15 protein-coding genes are annotated in these 15,230 nt (G+C 45.9%); 6 read left to right on the top strand and 9 right to left on the bottom strand.

The genetic code is table 11. The features are described from left to right. Positions 1-105: 105 nt before the first annotated feature. The 5 genes from KXD93_RS28765 (at position 106) to KXD93_RS28745 (ending at position 4,418) form a co-directional block, all read left to right on the top strand. The gene (locus KXD93_RS28765) at positions 106-600 is read left to right on the top strand and encodes a VOC family protein (protein WP_258141020.1); all 495 of its coding nucleotides are present in this window, start codon (positions 106-108) and stop codon (positions 598-600) included. A gap of 22 nt (positions 601-622) precedes the next feature. Continuing rightward, positions 623-2,440, top strand: coding sequence for an ATP-binding protein (locus KXD93_RS28760; protein ID WP_258141019.1), 1,818 nt, complete (start codon positions 623-625; stop codon positions 2,438-2,440). 124 nt (positions 2,441-2,564) lie between these two features. Further along, positions 2,565-3,449, top strand: coding sequence for a helix-turn-helix domain-containing protein (locus KXD93_RS28755; RefSeq protein WP_258141018.1), 885 nt, complete (start codon positions 2,565-2,567; stop codon positions 3,447-3,449). Beyond that, entirely contained in the window at positions 3,446-3,850 is a 405-nt protein-coding gene (locus tag KXD93_RS28750; protein WP_258141017.1) for a DUF983 domain-containing protein, read from the top strand. Before KXD93_RS28755 ends, KXD93_RS28750 begins: the two co-directional genes overlap by 4 nt. A 238-nt stretch (positions 3,851-4,088) precedes the next feature. Then, positions 4,089-4,418, top strand: coding sequence for a hypothetical protein (locus KXD93_RS28745; protein ID WP_258141016.1), 330 nt, complete (start codon positions 4,089-4,091; stop codon positions 4,416-4,418). 2 nt (positions 4,419-4,420) lie between these two features. Here the strand turns inward: KXD93_RS28745 and KXD93_RS30680 are convergent, their stop codons facing one another. From KXD93_RS30680 to KXD93_RS28725, 5 genes are all read right to left on the bottom strand, one after another. After that, positions 4,421-4,723, bottom strand: coding sequence for a type II toxin-antitoxin system RelE/ParE family toxin (locus KXD93_RS30680; RefSeq protein WP_373417380.1), 303 nt, complete (start codon positions 4,721-4,723; stop codon positions 4,421-4,423). After that, positions 4,708-4,941, bottom strand: a complete 234-nt coding sequence (locus tag KXD93_RS28740) for a hypothetical protein (protein WP_258141015.1) — start codon at positions 4,939-4,941, stop codon at positions 4,708-4,710. Before KXD93_RS28740 ends, KXD93_RS30680 begins: the two co-directional genes overlap by 16 nt. 57 nt (positions 4,942-4,998) lie before the next feature. Beyond that, on the bottom strand, positions 4,999-5,394 hold the full coding sequence (locus KXD93_RS28735) for a contact-dependent growth inhibition system immunity protein (protein WP_258141014.1): 396 nt from the start codon (positions 5,392-5,394) through the stop codon (positions 4,999-5,001). Between the two features lie 76 nt (positions 5,395-5,470). After that, positions 5,471-7,660 (bottom strand): alpha-galactosidase, encoded by a 2,190-nt coding sequence (locus KXD93_RS28730; protein WP_258141013.1) that lies wholly within the window; start codon positions 7,658-7,660, stop codon positions 5,471-5,473. Between the two features lie 8 nt (positions 7,661-7,668). Next, the gene (locus KXD93_RS28725) at positions 7,669-8,040 is read right to left on the bottom strand and encodes a chorismate mutase (RefSeq protein ID WP_258141012.1); all 372 of its coding nucleotides are present in this window, start codon (positions 8,038-8,040) and stop codon (positions 7,669-7,671) included. Positions 8,041-8,429: 389 nt separating this feature from the next. On the opposite strand from KXD93_RS28725, the gene KXD93_RS28720 reads away from it, so the two are divergent. Continuing rightward, positions 8,430-10,238 carry a DUF885 family protein gene (locus KXD93_RS28720; protein WP_258141011.1) on the top strand — a complete coding sequence of 603 codons (1,809 nt, stop codon included), beginning with the start codon at positions 8,430-8,432 and terminating at the stop codon, positions 10,236-10,238. Positions 10,239-10,366: 128 nt separating this feature from the next. Here the strand turns inward: KXD93_RS28720 and KXD93_RS28715 are convergent, their stop codons facing one another. The 4 genes from KXD93_RS28715 to KXD93_RS28700 all read right to left on the bottom strand — a co-directional run bounded on the left by KXD93_RS28715 (position 10,367) and on the right by KXD93_RS28700 (position 14,933). Continuing rightward, positions 10,367-10,501 carry a hypothetical protein gene (locus KXD93_RS28715; protein ID WP_258141010.1) on the bottom strand — a complete coding sequence of 45 codons (135 nt, stop codon included), beginning with the start codon at positions 10,499-10,501 and terminating at the stop codon, positions 10,367-10,369. 165 nt (positions 10,502-10,666) lie between these two features. Next, on the bottom strand, positions 10,667-11,362 hold the full coding sequence (locus tag KXD93_RS28710; protein ID WP_258141009.1) for a hypothetical protein: 696 nt from the start codon (positions 11,360-11,362) through the stop codon (positions 10,667-10,669). A 301-nt stretch (positions 11,363-11,663) separates the two neighbouring features. Continuing rightward, the gene (locus KXD93_RS28705; protein WP_258141008.1) at positions 11,664-12,176 is read right to left on the bottom strand and encodes a hypothetical protein; all 513 of its coding nucleotides are present in this window, start codon (positions 12,174-12,176) and stop codon (positions 11,664-11,666) included. A gap of 360 nt (positions 12,177-12,536) precedes the next feature. Further along, a complete protein-coding gene (locus KXD93_RS28700; protein WP_258141007.1) occupies positions 12,537-14,933 on the bottom strand; it encodes a glycoside hydrolase family 127 protein in 2,397 nt (798 codons plus the stop codon). Positions 14,934-15,230: the final 297 nt, after the last annotated feature.

Below are 15,230 nucleotides of genomic sequence, written 5' to 3'. Positions count from 1 at the left end.
CCTTAACACCCTTTGATAATTTTTGCCCAATTTGATAAATTACATGGCTACGCGCCGTTTAAGTGACATTTATTTTTTATGTTTAGTACCTTAAACAACCTAAAAATGAGCATTTCTTTAAAATCATCTCTCTCCAAAACAATTCGCCTTGCCGTTTTAACTATAATTTGTTCAATTGCCTTACCACTATTGGTAAAGGCTCAAGACGCGAACAACGCTAATCAGCCGGTTTTTAATCATTTTGCCTTATGCGCAAAGGATCTTAAAAAAACAGCCAATTTTTACCGCACGGTAATTCAGCTTAAGGAAATCCATCACCCGTTTAATGATACCGTACACGTTTGGCTAAAAATAGGCGAAGGGCTTGCGCTGCATATTATTAAAGGCGATTGCCCGCAGGCGGTTCATAATATTGGTGTTCATTTATGTTTTAGCGTTCCAAACCTGGATGCCTTTATTCATCACCTTGATGATATGAAGATAGTTTACGGTAACTGGGGCGGTGAGCAAAAGAAGATCCAGCTTAGGGCCGACGGGGTAAGACAGATTTATCTGCAGGATCCGGATGGTTTTTGGCTTGAGGTAAACGATGCTAAATAATTACAGAGGTTAGAATATATAAATGAGGTTGCTAAAAAACATAAAACAGTTTGTTGGATTTGATGATCCTGCCTTATCACTTGAAAATAAGCTTTTCAACGCGGTATGCCTGTTTTTAAGCATTAGTATGCTGGTTAGCATAACAAACAATATAATATTAGGGTTCCCATTATACCTTATAGCAGTTGAGTTATTTGTTTGCGGTATGTGCGCTCAGGCATTTTATCAAAGCAGGTATATTGGCTATTCAGAAAATCTGGCGCTGGGATATACTATTGCAGGCATAATGCTGTTAATACCCGGTTGGTTTTTTAACGGAGGTGTTGAGGGCTCAACCACCCATATTGGCATTTTCATGATAGTGCTGGTAATGATGCTGCTTAGACGCAAATATCATTTGTACTATATCGGCTTTTTAATGGCCGTATTTTATACCTGTTACCTGTTGGAAAAAAGTCACCCCTCGTGGGTAAGCCTGCCGGTAAATTCAACGCAAAAAGAGTCAGACCTTATCTCATCAGCCATAATGAATGTTTTAATGGCCGGTTTGTTGGTAAGCTTTCTGAAAAGAAGTCACGAAAAGGACAAAAATAAGCTTATTGGAAAAAGCGAGGAGCTGCTGTCATCACAAGCGGCGTTATCCACCGCTAAAGATCGTGCCGAGGATGCTACCGTAGCCAAATCAAACTTCCTGGCCAACATGAGCCATGAGATCCGCACGCCGTTAAACGGCATTATTGGCACCGCCCAGTTATTGTCGCTTTCAAATCTTAATGCCGAGCAGCGCGAGTTGCTCCAAACCCTGCAATCAAGCAGCAACCTGCTGATCAATATTATCAGCGATATTCTTGATCTTTCAAAAATTGAAGCAGACAAACTCACGCTTCACCCAAAATCGGCTAATATCCGCAATTGTATCAAAACGGTGCTTGAAATAAGTCAGCCGGGTATTGCAGTCCCGGGCAAGGCCATCACGTTAGATTGCAATATAAACGATAACCTTGCTGAATATTTAAAAATGGATGAGAGCCGGATACAGCAGATCCTGGTGAATTTGATAGGCAACGCCATTAAGTTTACTGATGAGGGATCTGTACAGCTTAACGTCTCTGCGTCAAACCGTGCCGGCGGCATCCAGGAAGTTACCTTTAGTGTTAAAGACACGGGCATAGGCATCAGCGAGGAATCGTTATCGCAACTTTTTAAGCCCTTTACGCAAGTAAACACAACGGCATTGCGCAAATACGGCGGCACAGGCCTTGGCCTTTCCATCTGTAAAAAACTGGTTGAAATGATGAACGGCAAGATTTGGGCCGAGAGCAGGGAAAACCAGGGTTCGGTATTCACCTTCAGCGTGCCTTTGGATGTTGTTTCTATTAATGCGCCGATTAAAGAACAATCTGACAACCAGACATTAAGGCAAATTAGACTGCTAAATATTTTAATTGCCGAAGACAATAAAATGAACCAGCTGATAGCACGAAAAACCTTTAAAAAGATGGGCTATGATGTTGATATTGCCGATAACGGCCGCATTGCGATAGATATGGTGGAGCATAAAAAGTACGACCTGATCTTCATGGATATCCAAATGCCTGAAATGGATGGCTTACAGGCTGCCGCATACATTATTGCCAGCGACCCTGCCGCACCTCCAATTATTGCCATGACGGCCAACGTACTTAGCGAAGATGAAGACAAGTGCAAAGTTGCCGGTATGAGCGACTTCATCAGTAAACCTTTCACCATTGAGCGCCTGGAGAATGTTATTTACAAATGGACTAATAAGAGCCAGGAACAAAGAGGCAAGAACCAAGAGGCAGACACCATAACAATTTAAAGGGCTAACTTGAAAGCCAATTTTATTTTCACCTTTCACCTTTCAGAAAACAATCCATAATTAATACCACAAATACTGTAAATAATACCATTACCTGTGGTGATATTGTATTTAGATTTGTATCATGTTACAAAGCACACCGGTATATGATATTTGCACCTTATCTGATTTTAGATCAGATGAGATCCTGATAAGCCGTTTTGCCCCCTACCTTGAACATCACAAAAACCTGCATGCTGCCCACAGGCACACTTTTTACCATGTGGTGTTTTTTACCGATGGCGCGGGCAGCCACACCATCGACTTTGAAAACTTCCCGGTAAGGCCTAATCAAATATATTTCATGATCCCCGGCCAGGTGCACTCCTGGAGTTTTGAGGGATTTGTTGACGGTTATATCATCAACTTCTCAAACTCCTTTTTCCAGTCGTTTTTATTGAATGCGGGTTATTGCGACGACTTTTCCTTTTTTAGCGGCGATGTTAGCGACGCTGTTATTGATCTGCCGGAGGGCCTGCATCAAAAGATAAAAAGCCTGTTTGAGGACATTATTAAAGAGTGGGAAACTCCGCAGGTGCAAAACGCAGATATGCTTCGGTTGCTGATGCTGCAGCTGTTTATTTCGGTTAACCGCTTTAGTGCGGGAGGCAGCAATAAGACCCCGGCATCGTATAACCAAACGTTGCTGAAGAATTTTCAGAAGCTTATCGAGATCCATTACAAGAGCCTCAAGCTGCCAAAGGATTATGCCACGCTGCTGTACATCACCCCAAATCATTTAAATGCCCTTTGTAAGGATCTGCTGGGAATGCAGGCTGGTGAGGTGATCCGCAACCGCAGCATACTGGAGGCAAAGCGACTGCTCACCAACCCGCAATTAACCATTACCGAAATTGCATACGAATTAAACTTTAGCGATAACTCCTACTTTACCAAGTTCTTTAAAAAAACGGAGGGAGTTACCCCTGAAGAGTTCAGGAAAAATATATTAAATCAAAATCAATCATGACAAACCAGGAAAAGGGCCTGCCTATGTGGCCGGCTGTTATACACGGAAAATGCCCCCGCTGTCGCCGTGGCGATATGTTTGCAACCCCTATGTACAGCTTTAAATCGCAGGTAATGAATAAAACCTGCCCGCATTGCGGCATGGTATATGAACGCGAACCCGGATATTTTTATGTGGCCATGCTGATTAGCTACGCCATGTTTGTTGCCGAAATGGTGACCTTAGCAGTAGCCATCCATGTATTAACCGGCAGCAACAACCCATGGGTTTATGTAACCGTTATCCTGTCGGTTGGCGTAATACTTTCTCCCTTTAACTTCAGGTATTCCAGGATCATCCTGTTACACTGGCTTACCCCGGGCTTGCACTATCACCCCGAGTTAAGCGGCGACAATGTATAAGAATCAAGAGCGCAAGAGCCAGGAGCCAAGAGAAAAAAATCTTCTGGCTCTTGATTTCTTGACTCTTGTCTCTTGACTTCCTGATTCTCTTCTAACTGCTACTACCAACTGCACTTCCTGACTATGGACTATGGACCATCGACTATGGACTCTCATATTCTCTTCCTCATGTCATTTAACGTCAGTTTCATTACAATTTCATAATAGCTCGTTACCTTGCGCTCATAAACTATTGATAATGAACAGAGCGCCCTTAACCAACTGGATCCCCTTTAACAATATCCTTTATATTGGCGATGAAGCAAAGGCCTGTATAAATATTATTGAAAAATTCAACGGCAAACTGCTTGAAATAGAGCGAATGTACTCGTCATGGTTCGATAGCCGGACTGCAAAAAATAAACCTGCTACTCACGACAAGCTTCAATACCATATCCAATACCATTTTGAGGGCGGAATAGCCGTTTTTAAGTTTAAGGGCGAGGATGACCTGCCAGCGGTTATCCGTAAGGAATGCTTCTCAGCCTGCAAGAACCTTGCTGCCGAGCAGTTGTATGCGGTTTGCTAAGGCTAATAATTTTGACGTTGAGGATTCTGCCTATTGTCAATAAAGGCAATTAATTCAATGGTATTGCTTTTGGGCTTAACGCGGTAAACAAGGGAAACCTGTTTAATAATAACTCCAATATGGGTATGTTTTAGCCTTGTTGATTTACGAAACATTAACGGTTGAGTTCGCAAGGTTGTTAAATATTCACTTACCCGTGCAATAAAATTCCGTATTTCCTTTTCTGTCCAATGTTCTTCCAAATAAGCTATTCTGTTATCAAATGTCTTAATAGCTTTCTTTGTCCATACTATTTCAGGCCCCATTTGCTGTACATTTTTACCACTTCCGAATGGGGAACAGTCTCTCCTCTGTCAGCTTCGGCTAAACCCTCTAAAACATCTTTTTGCTGATCTTCCGTTAATTCGTCAAACCAATCTGTTTTTCTGTCGGATAAAAATGCTTTAACATCCATAATAAGGCCCTCATCATTAATGTTCATGATGGCCTGTAGAATACTTAATTTTTCCGCTTGCAAATCCATAGTATTGAATTTAACGCTAATTTACCTATTTAAATTATTAATCTACCGTTTGTGTTTTTACTTTGTTAAAAAAACTGTTGCATCAATCTTTCTTTCCTGTATTTCCTCTTCATACTGCCCTATCAAAGAACACATCTCAAGCCGATACGCCATGTTATCATTCCAAAATCTCCCGTCGATGTTCAAAACAGCTTGTAACAGATCGCCTTCATAAAAATCACCTTCGGCAAAGAGATCATCTTTTAAAACTTCAAGTGCAATTGGAATAAGGTAGGTCAATCCCATTTGCTGGCCAATTGCTATCCGCAGGTCTTCAATTGTAAAATCGTTTAATACCTTCTTTCTGAGTTGATGTATTGTACTTGTCAGGTGGCTACCAAAAGTATCAGGTCCCCAATTACTTTTTTCAAGGGCTTCAAGTGTTTTATTGCGCCAGTTATTTTCGAACTTCATTGTTGTGCATATTAAATGTGTCCTGGATCGCCCAGGGAACCAATACAACGATACAGACGATACACGCGATACACGCCTACTCTACCGTCACCCACGTATAATCCTCTGGCGCAATGGTAAATGTAAAATCGATGGTATAATCCCGATTTAGCTTGTAGGTTTTAATTGCGCCATCTTTTACCCGCACATTAGCAACTGTTGTCAATCCTGTATAATACAATGGTATTTTAACCGTACGGGTTATGGTTTCCTTGGTTGGGTTGTACAGCATCATCATTCCTTTGGTTTTTAAGGCAGGATTTACGTGCAAGATCCCGTCCCAATCCCTGCCATCGGCACGGCGGAGGTGTACGATATCCGAACTCAGAATTGCGCGGTACTTTTTATACCAGCTGATCACTTTTATTACCAGCGCTTCGGTTTCCTTTGTATCGTATAGCCTTGGCCCACGGTAACAGGCCTGGACACCGCTTCCGTAATATTGCATCATCAGTTGTTCATAATCTTTTAAATGCGCAGACAACGGCTCAAGGGTAGCAGCAGCGCCACCGCCCTGGTATTGGGTAAGCGGCACAAAACCCCAGCTCATTGAGGGCGTTTTATCCCAGGTGCCATCAAAAATATTCTGGCGGTTAAGGATCTTTTGATTCGCCCTTGGCAAAGAGAAATTCACCTCGCGATAGCCTATAGCTATTTTATTACTGCCATCTAAAAAGTACCAGTCGGGGGCGTTGATGTAAACACCGCGTTGCTTTAGCCAGTGGTACAGGCCTTTCTGAATTTCCATTTGCCGCCATTGCGAATCGTCCAATCCCTTGTGGCCGGGATGGGTTGTTGAGGCGCAAACATCACCGGGGTACGGCCCGTCGTTCTCAAAAATATCGAAATTGGTTGCTGCAAAAAAGTGCTCGATGTTATCGCGGTACCACAGCCCCCATTTGCTGCCAAAGCAGGGTGCATTGCCAAAAAAAGCACCGCCGGGTTTATTTGTTTTTGGGTCGATAACATCCGTCTCGGGGTTGATGGAACGCGAGCTGAACAGGCTGTAGCAGCCGATCTTAATGTGCCTGCTGTGCGCATAATCCGCCATTTGTTTCCAGCGTTTAACGTTTGCAGCGCTGGTATCCTCCACATTTAAATGACTGCCAAAGCTCAGGATCAATGCCTCGTAGCCTGTTGCCGCGCATTGGTCGATAGCCGTTTTCACCTGTTCGTCGTTTTTGCTCACCAGGTGCATAAATATCGGGTTCTCCAGCGTCCATGGGGCTACGGCGCTGTACATCCGCCTCACCGCCATTCCCCTTGCTTCACGGTCATAGCTGTTCATCAGCAGTTCATGGGTGCGTACCGAGTTAAACTGTTCGCCGGGCGCTAATTCAATTCCCGGCGCTTTGTCTTCATAATTCTCGAACAGTACCGGCGTTTTCAAATTGTAATTCACCTGCGAGGTATAAGTCGAATCCGTTTTCCAGTGGCTCGTCTGGTCGCTTTGGGTATAGCGCATAGCGTTGTTGTAGGCGTAATTGGTTTCGAAATAAATGCCCTGCGGCTTCTTCATCGATTCAAGGCTGCCATCAACCGCGCTATCCTCCTCTACCATGCCCAGCACTTCGTTAACCACCCTATCCAGCTTGAACGTCTTATCCCCCTTGTTTGCTATCGACAGCGATTTAACTATCAAAGGCATCCCATCGTAAATTTCGTAGTTCACCCTTACTTCAAGTCCCGCCAGCTCCGGTGCACCTGCCTTAAACAAAAACGAGATCGCCTTACCTGTTCCGTACTTTGTACCAGGGCTCCAGTTGGTGCTTTTATAGGCAAGCTGCGCCGTTATCGGCTTAACTTCATAGGATACATAAGCAAAGTCCTGCGGATCGGCAGTAAAACTATCCACCCACTCCGGCAGCAAATAAGCCTTTTCCTTTTGACCTTTCAACCCGCCAACGTTATAACTTTTGCCGTTTATCACGAGCCTTGCCTCTTCGCGTATTGCCCTCAATAATTGACGTCCGGTAGTAAGATTTGTGTAATCAGTACAGGCAATATTAGGCGTAATCCGGAACACCCGCTTCAGCAGGCCGTTGTATAAAACAATGTCCCTGCCATCAGCTGTTTTAAAAACACCGGCTTTGGTGGCCACGGGTTTTACCAGCCAATCCTGCGCAATGCCAGGATGGCCTGCAGCGTTCCATACCGGTAACGTTTGTGCGTTGGCTGCAAAGCACATCGGCATAAAAAACACCAAAAAACATTGCTTAAATTTCATAATCCAGGTTATTCATTGTGCATTGCCGCAGGCTCTTCCAGCTTTAAACTTTCATCGTGGATGGCGTTCATCAGCTTCTCGATAAACTCGGCAGACAGGCCCACTTTTTTACCAGCCTCCTTTGCCTTGTCAACCACCTGTTGAAACCGGGCGGGCTGCAAAGGTGCAATGTGGTTTTTGGCTTTGTAAATACCTATTTCCCTTACAATCTGCTCCCGTTCGCCAATGGTTTTTATCATTTGGGCATCCAACGAATCGATCTTAGCACGACCGGCATCGAAGTCGGCTTTTGTGTTGATGGGTTTTGCCTGGGCATGGGTTGCGGTATAGCTTATGAGGGTGATGGTGGTAGCTATTAAAAGAGTTTTAAGTGTATGCATGGTGTATTTATTGGTAGGGCTAAAATCAGCATAAAAAATGAATTTTCTTTTATATCGATATAAAGACGCGAAGCGTCGCATAAAAGAAGCGGCCAGTGCGATTCCCGCCTTGGGGCGGAGAAGGGTGGGGTTTCTTGAACTATGATACCCCCAAAAGCTTGGCGCAGAAACCCCTCCCAGCCCTCCCAAGGGAGGGAATCGCACAAGCCCTTTCTTTTCCACCATTAAAATTCCTCCTCACCTTGGACTATGGACCATGGACCTCCCCTCCCGCCAATATTCCGCTACAACCTGCCAATTTTCCGTTAGTAAACTTCATGATGCGCGCCTATTTTTATCCTGCATTAATTTATCCTATATTTCACCCTGGCAAACAAATCACTGCGACTATGCACGTCAAAAATCTACAACAACAATTCAAACATTTGATAAAACCGGCGCTTATATTTTCTATTCTTTTTGGGTGGATAGGCCTGGCATCGGCACAAACCGTTCCGGCGAAATCACCGATGTATGAGCAGGCCAGCGAGGTGTCTGGACTGATCATCCAGTATGGGCAGGATATGGATGCCATCCGCAGTTTTTATTCGCCCTATACGTCTATCGATGGCTATGAGAACCAGTCGGTACAGACATCGCCCGAGGAACGCAAACGCCTGAACGACATCGGCAACGAATACCTGGAAAAGCTGAAGCAAAGCGACTTCGACAACATGAGCATTTATGGCAAGGTGGATTACACCCTGCTGAAGAAACAGATCGTGTTCGACCTGGGCGCTATTAAGCTTGATGACGATGAATACAACAAGATAACCGCCTACATCCCCTTTGCCGATGAGATCTACCAGCTGGAAAAGAAACGCCGTCGTGGTATCTCGCTGGATGGGCAGGAGGTTGCCCTCGAGCTGAACAACATTATTAAAGAAGTTAACACTGCACAGGCCTCGTTTGCATCGGTAAAATCATTGGATATGCCGCTGGCACGCAAGGGAAAAGCTGCGGTGCTTGGTTTGAAGAGCCGCCTTAAAAGCTTCTACGATTTTTATAATGGCTATGATCCTGCCTTTACCTGGTGGATCCCAAAGCCTTACCAAAAGCTGGATACCGCGCTTGATAAATATGCAACCCTGCTGCTCAGCAAGGGCAAGATAAACACCACCCAAAAGCCCGACAGCAGCGGCATTAAGGGTGTACCCGTTGGGCACGACGAGCTGGTGCGCCAGCTAAAGGCCGAGATGATCCCCTACTCGCCCGAAGAACTGATCAAACTGGCCAACAAAGAATTTGCTTTTTGCGACAAGGAAATGCTGAAGGCCAGCAACGAAATGGGCTTCGGTAACGACTGGCACAAGGCTTTGGAGAAAGTTAAGAACAGCTACGTACCGGCAGGCAAGCAACCCGAAGCCATCCTGAAACTGTATAACGATGCCCTTACCTTCATCAAGGGCCACGACCTGATCACCATACCGCCTCTTGCCGAAGAAACATGGGGCATGACGATGATGACGCCGCAACAGCAGCTGGTTAACCCTTTCTTTTTGGGTGGCAGCGAGATCATCATCAGCTACCCTACCAACACCATGGACGAGGCCGACAAGCTGATGAGCATGCGCGGCAACAACCCGTATTTTAGTCGCGGAACGGTGCAGCACGAGCTGTTGCCCGGTCACAACCTGCAATTTTTCATGAACAGCCGCTACAAAAGCTACCGCAATATGTTCTACACACCGTTCTGGATTGAGGGTTGGAGCCTGTATTGGGAATTGTTATTGTATGACCAGGGCTTTGCCCAAACGCCCGAGCAGCGCATCGGCATGTTGTTTTGGCGCATGCACCGTTGCGCCCGCATCATCTTCTCGCTCAACTATCACCTCGGCAACTGGACACCCCAGCAATGCATCGACTTCCTGGTAGATCGCGTGGGCCATGAACGCGCCAACGCCGAAGGCGAAGTACGCAGATCGTTCCAGGGGGGCTATAGCCCGCTGTACCAGGTGGCCTACCTAACCGGCGGCCTGCAACTCATGAGCCTGAAACGCGAAATGGTTGACGGCGGTAAAATGACCTACAAACAATTCCACGATGCCATCATCAAAGAAAACACCATGCCGATAGAAATGGTACGCGCCACCCTAATTAACCAGGCGCTTACCCGCGATTTTACTACGCAGTGGAAGTTTTATGATTTTGGGAGGTAGTTACTAGAGATTAGTTGATTGGAGATTAGAGATTAGGTTGGGATGGTGGTTAATTGTTTGCCGCCTGTTCACTCCGCGCGTCATTGCGAGGAACGAAGCAACCTCTACAAAGGACAATCAACGAACCTTTATGCTGATGGAACCTTACAGCTGCCTGATTGGTCGCCACAATATTTTCGCTCCCTGATCTGCATAGTTTTTGCTGATGGAACCTTACAGCTGCCTGATTGGTCGCCACAATATTTTCGCTCCCTGATCTGCATAGTTTAGAGTTTGCTTCGTTCCTCGCAATGACGTGGTGGTGTACTGTATCGCTGTATCGTTTCCACACAACAATACAAGCGATACAGCAGGAATTATATGAGGTTGGTGGGATTCACTCCGCACAACCCCAACTAACCTCTAATTAACTAACCCCAACTAATCAACTACTCCTTCACCTTATCCCAGCTATCCCGGTTAAAGGCCAGCACTTTGGTAACATTGCCGCTTGCGTCCTTTGTAAATTTTAGCGGAAACATGGCATCTTTATTGAAAAACTCGTTATCGGCTACGGCGATGAAGTTTATCTCCTTGTTGTCCCAAAGCTCTTTGAGCACCAGGCCATCGGCGGTGGCGGTTATGGTTAAAAAGGTGCCTTTTCTTTGGTCAAACTCATACTTGCCCTGGTAGGCCTTAAGCTGATCGGCGGTAAGTTGCAGCGCCTTTACGGGTTTATAATCCTTAACCCTTGTAAGTTGGTCTTTGTCGGCCACGGCTGCCCCGGTAATTTCGCCGGCATCGCTTTTGGTGAATGTGATTGGGATCGTTTCGTCACCATCATCATCGAGGGTTTCAAAGGCGAGGTCGCTTTTGCGGGTTAAAACAAATTGCTTTTTACCATCAATAACTTTGGCAATCAGCGTTTTATTGGCGACAGTAATTTGTACGTAGCCATACTGGTTGCTTTTGAGCTGGTAAATGCCCTCAAAGGCTTTCATGGGCGTAGTATCGGCAACTGCGGTTTTAACTACCGGCGCAATGGCCTTTGCAGCATGAACAAAACACAGGCTTAATACAAAAAAAGGCAGCAGCAATACATACCTGTACAGCCGCCTTGCGGAATTCTTTCGTAGGTTGGTCATTTTGATTAGGTTTATTTAGTTGATAACGTGCGGATTGAGGTTTAAGTATGAGGGGGGAGAATTGTTATGATGCCCTCTCTCCGCGCGTCATTGCGAGGAACGAAGCAACCTCTACAAAGGACAATCAATGAATCTTTATGTTTTTAGAGACCTTACAGCCGCCTGATTGGTTGCCACAATCTCCCCGTTCCCTGATCTGCATAGTTTAGAGGTTGCTTCGTTCCTCGCAATGACGCGCGAAGAGAGAACATCGCCAACAAACAAGCCTAACCTCTAATCAACTAACCTCTAATTAACCAACTCACATCCTCGTTAAACTAAAATCACCTGTAAGGGAATAATCTACCCGTTGGCCGTTGTTGTCTACAGTAAATCCGGAGCCGGTGAAGGTGCCGCGTACCTGGCCGCCTTTAAGGGGCATAGCGGTTATGGTTATATTGCCGCCACTCAATTCAAAAGCGGGTACGTCCGGGTAATTTGAGAGCATGATAGACAGGTGGGCGGAGTTATCGTCAAATGAGAAAGACCGCTGTTCGGCGGCGGTGATCACGCCGCTTACCGAGAGGCGGTCGTCGGTTTTGTCGTTATCGGCAGCAAAAAAGATCGTCAGCTTACCATTGTTATCAACCGGGTACAGCATGCCGTCGTGGTTTTGATATTGGGTCGAGAAAAATTCTTTATGTCCCTTGTAGTCTACCACCACATGAAACTTAGCGTCTGATACAATAGGCGCCGGCTTTTTTGCAGATCGTTTTTGAGCGATAGCAGCAACAGTGATCAATACGAGCAGGGTTGTAATAAATTGACGTTTCATAGGTAAGATGGTTAATTTAAGTGTTTGATTGCGTGGGCAATATAACAGCTTTGGCATTCACCATGTACCCCCTTTTAGGGTAGTTTTTTAACCGATGAAATTATCTTCACGTCATTGCGAGGAACGAAGCAAACTCTAAACTATACAGATAAGGGAACGAAAATATTGTGGCAAGCAGTCAGGCGGCTGCAAGGTCTCCCAAGCATAAAGGCCCGTTGATTGTCCTACGTAGAGTTTGCTTCGTTCCTCGCAATGACGCGCGGAGAGAGAGGCGCCGGCGCAACTGTCACCACCAACCTATCCAACCTCCGATCAACTAATCTCTAACCTCTGATCTCTAATTAACTAACCTCTAATCAACTAACGCACCTCCCACTCATGGATCCCCGTTGAATTATCAGCAGGTAATTGGATCTCCATCTTCAATGCAGTGGTTTCAACCGGTTCAAAGGTGAGCACGTTGTACTTGTCCTTTTCAATGGTGTATGGCGTAGTTGGTTTTACGGGCAACCATTGGTCGCCGCTTTTGTAGAAGATCTTGTAGGAAGCCGGGATGCGGCAGCCGCCGAAGGGGCCGTCGTCAAACCAGTAAACCTTTGATTCGGAAACGGTATGCGCCTTGTCGAAGTCGTACTGCACAAACTCGGCAGTGTTTTGCTTTGGCCACCAATGCAGGTAAGGCATGCTGGCGTCCTTGCTGTCGGCTGGGTCATATTGGTCGTTCAGCGCTTTCAGCATCCGTTTATTTTTTATGGAGCCTGATACCTTGCTGGTGCTGGCGATGGTTGGGGCAGGCTTTGGCATAGATGCCGATGCTTCATAAGGGATCCAAACCGTCATTTCACTCGGGCCACGGTTTGCCCAGGCATAGTACGGGATGGCGGTAACCGGCTGGTCGGTTTCTATCAGCTTATCGGTATTTAGCTGGCGTTTGCTGCTCTGTCCCTCTGCGGTAATGATCTCTACGCCGTTCAGCATTTCGGGTTTGTACAGGGCATTGCTTGCCGCCATTTTATTTACGGTGATGTTCTGCACAGTGCTGTCGCGGTTATCCGGACCCTCCAAACAATACACTATCGGCCCGCGCTGAAAGGCGAAGCGGTTAACATCGGCCTTAACCAATTTATTGGCCAATACCTTTTCGGTTTCCATCGGCAGGTTCATGGTCACCACGTCGCCTTTTTTCCATTTGCGGGCAATTACGGCATAGCCTTTTTCGGTTTGATAGGCCAGCGGTTTACCATTTACGCTGATGACCACCGGGGCAGGGTTTTGATCCATAAAGGTGTACAAGCCACCGGGAACAGGTTTGTTAAGCGCCCATCCGGGGATGCGGACACGCAGGGTAAACGTGCTGCTTTTTTCAGGATTTACGGCGATATCTACCTTGCCCTTCCATGGGTAATCGGTGGTTTGCACCAGGTTTACCTTGCCGGCAGTAAGGGTAATATCAGTGCTGTTGCTCATGAACAGGTTTACATAGAGGTCGTTCTTATCGTGCGCATACACATAGCCCGGAACGGATGGCAAAAAGCGCGTCATGTTGCTGATGCAGCAAGCGCAGCTAAACCACGCACTCCGCTGGTTCTGGCTCATGGACGACAACACATTCGGATAAAAGAACCTGTTACCACTCAATGATACACCCGACAGCAAACCATTATACAGCGTACGTTCTAAAATATCAACATACTTGGCATCGCCGTGCAATAAAAACATGCGGCTGTTCCAGTACACGTTGGCAATGGCAGCGCAGGTCTCGGCATAAGCCGACATGTTAGGCAGCTGGTACGGATCGCCAAAAGCCTCACCTGCGTTGGTTGCGCCTATACCACCGGTGATGTAAAGTTTCTTATCTACCACATCATCCCAGATATCGTCGATAGCATGCAGGTATTGCTGGTTGCCGGTTAGGGCTGCGACATCAGCCATACCGGTGTACATGTAAGCCGCACGAACAGCGTGTCCCTCAGCCTCATGCTGGTCGACTACCTTTTTATCCGCCTGGTTATAAGCCTCGCCCTTAGGTCCGCGAACATCAAGGAAGAACTTGGCAAGGTCTAAATATTTCTTGTTCCCGGTAACACGGTACAGCTTTGCCAAACCTATCTCTACAATCTGGTGACCGGGGTATTCCTCAATCTTACCATAACCAAAAGTGCGGGTAAGCAAATCGGCGTTTTTTATGGCGATGTTAAGGAAAGTGCGTTTGCCGGTAGCCTGGTAGTGTGCCACAGCCGCCTCGTAAAGGTGACCGGCATCGTACAACTCATGGCTCAGGATCTCTTCATTCTGCCAGCGTTTCTCACCGATCCACTCATGTGGTTTTTTGGCACTTATCGTGCGGAAGGTGTACAGGTAACCATCAGGCTCCTGTGCAGCGCCGATGATGTTAATAAGGGTATCAATATATCGGTCAAGTTTGGGATTACTCTTTACCTGCATGGCGTATGATGCACCCTCAATTACTTTATAAATGTCGGTATCGTCAAAGGGGTATTCGCTAACCTTGTCGCCATCCAGCATTTTTGCTGCGCGAAGAAAGTTATCAACCCTGCCATTGGCCTTGCATTGCGCCAAAACGTATGGGATGGTAACATTGGCATTCACCTCCATTTTGGGCTCCCAAAAGTTGTCGTTAACGTGCACCTGTGTAAAAGGTACGGGCTGAATGGGGTAATCTTTTTGTTGTGCCGATAAGCTGCCTGCGCAAAGTATCGAACTAAAAAAAATAAGGGATGCTATTTGCTTTACCATTTTTAAGGGCAGTTTTTATATTGATTTATTGTAAGTTAAAAGTAAGCAGTACAAGTTAGCATTACTAACTATAAATTGTCAGGTTATAACGAAATATTGACTGTATTTAATACACTTAATAAAAATTGGTGGTAAGATTTATTTGAGATAGAGATTGTGAATATAAGATTCAGGGGTGAACAGGTGAATGACCCATCGGGTCTACCGCTTTGTAGAAACAATTACCATGATTATTTTGCCTCGTAGAGGCTACCCGTGTACGCAATGCATTCCCGACGAAACATCATCTAAGTGATA

The sequence above is a fragment of the Mucilaginibacter phenanthrenivorans genome (assembly GCF_024721155.1).
In the GTDB taxonomy this organism is placed as follows: Bacteria; Bacteroidota; Bacteroidia; order Sphingobacteriales; family Sphingobacteriaceae; genus Mucilaginibacter; species Mucilaginibacter phenanthrenivorans.
Note: the sequence above shows the minus strand (reverse complement) of the source record. Positions and strands in the feature narration are given on the sequence as shown.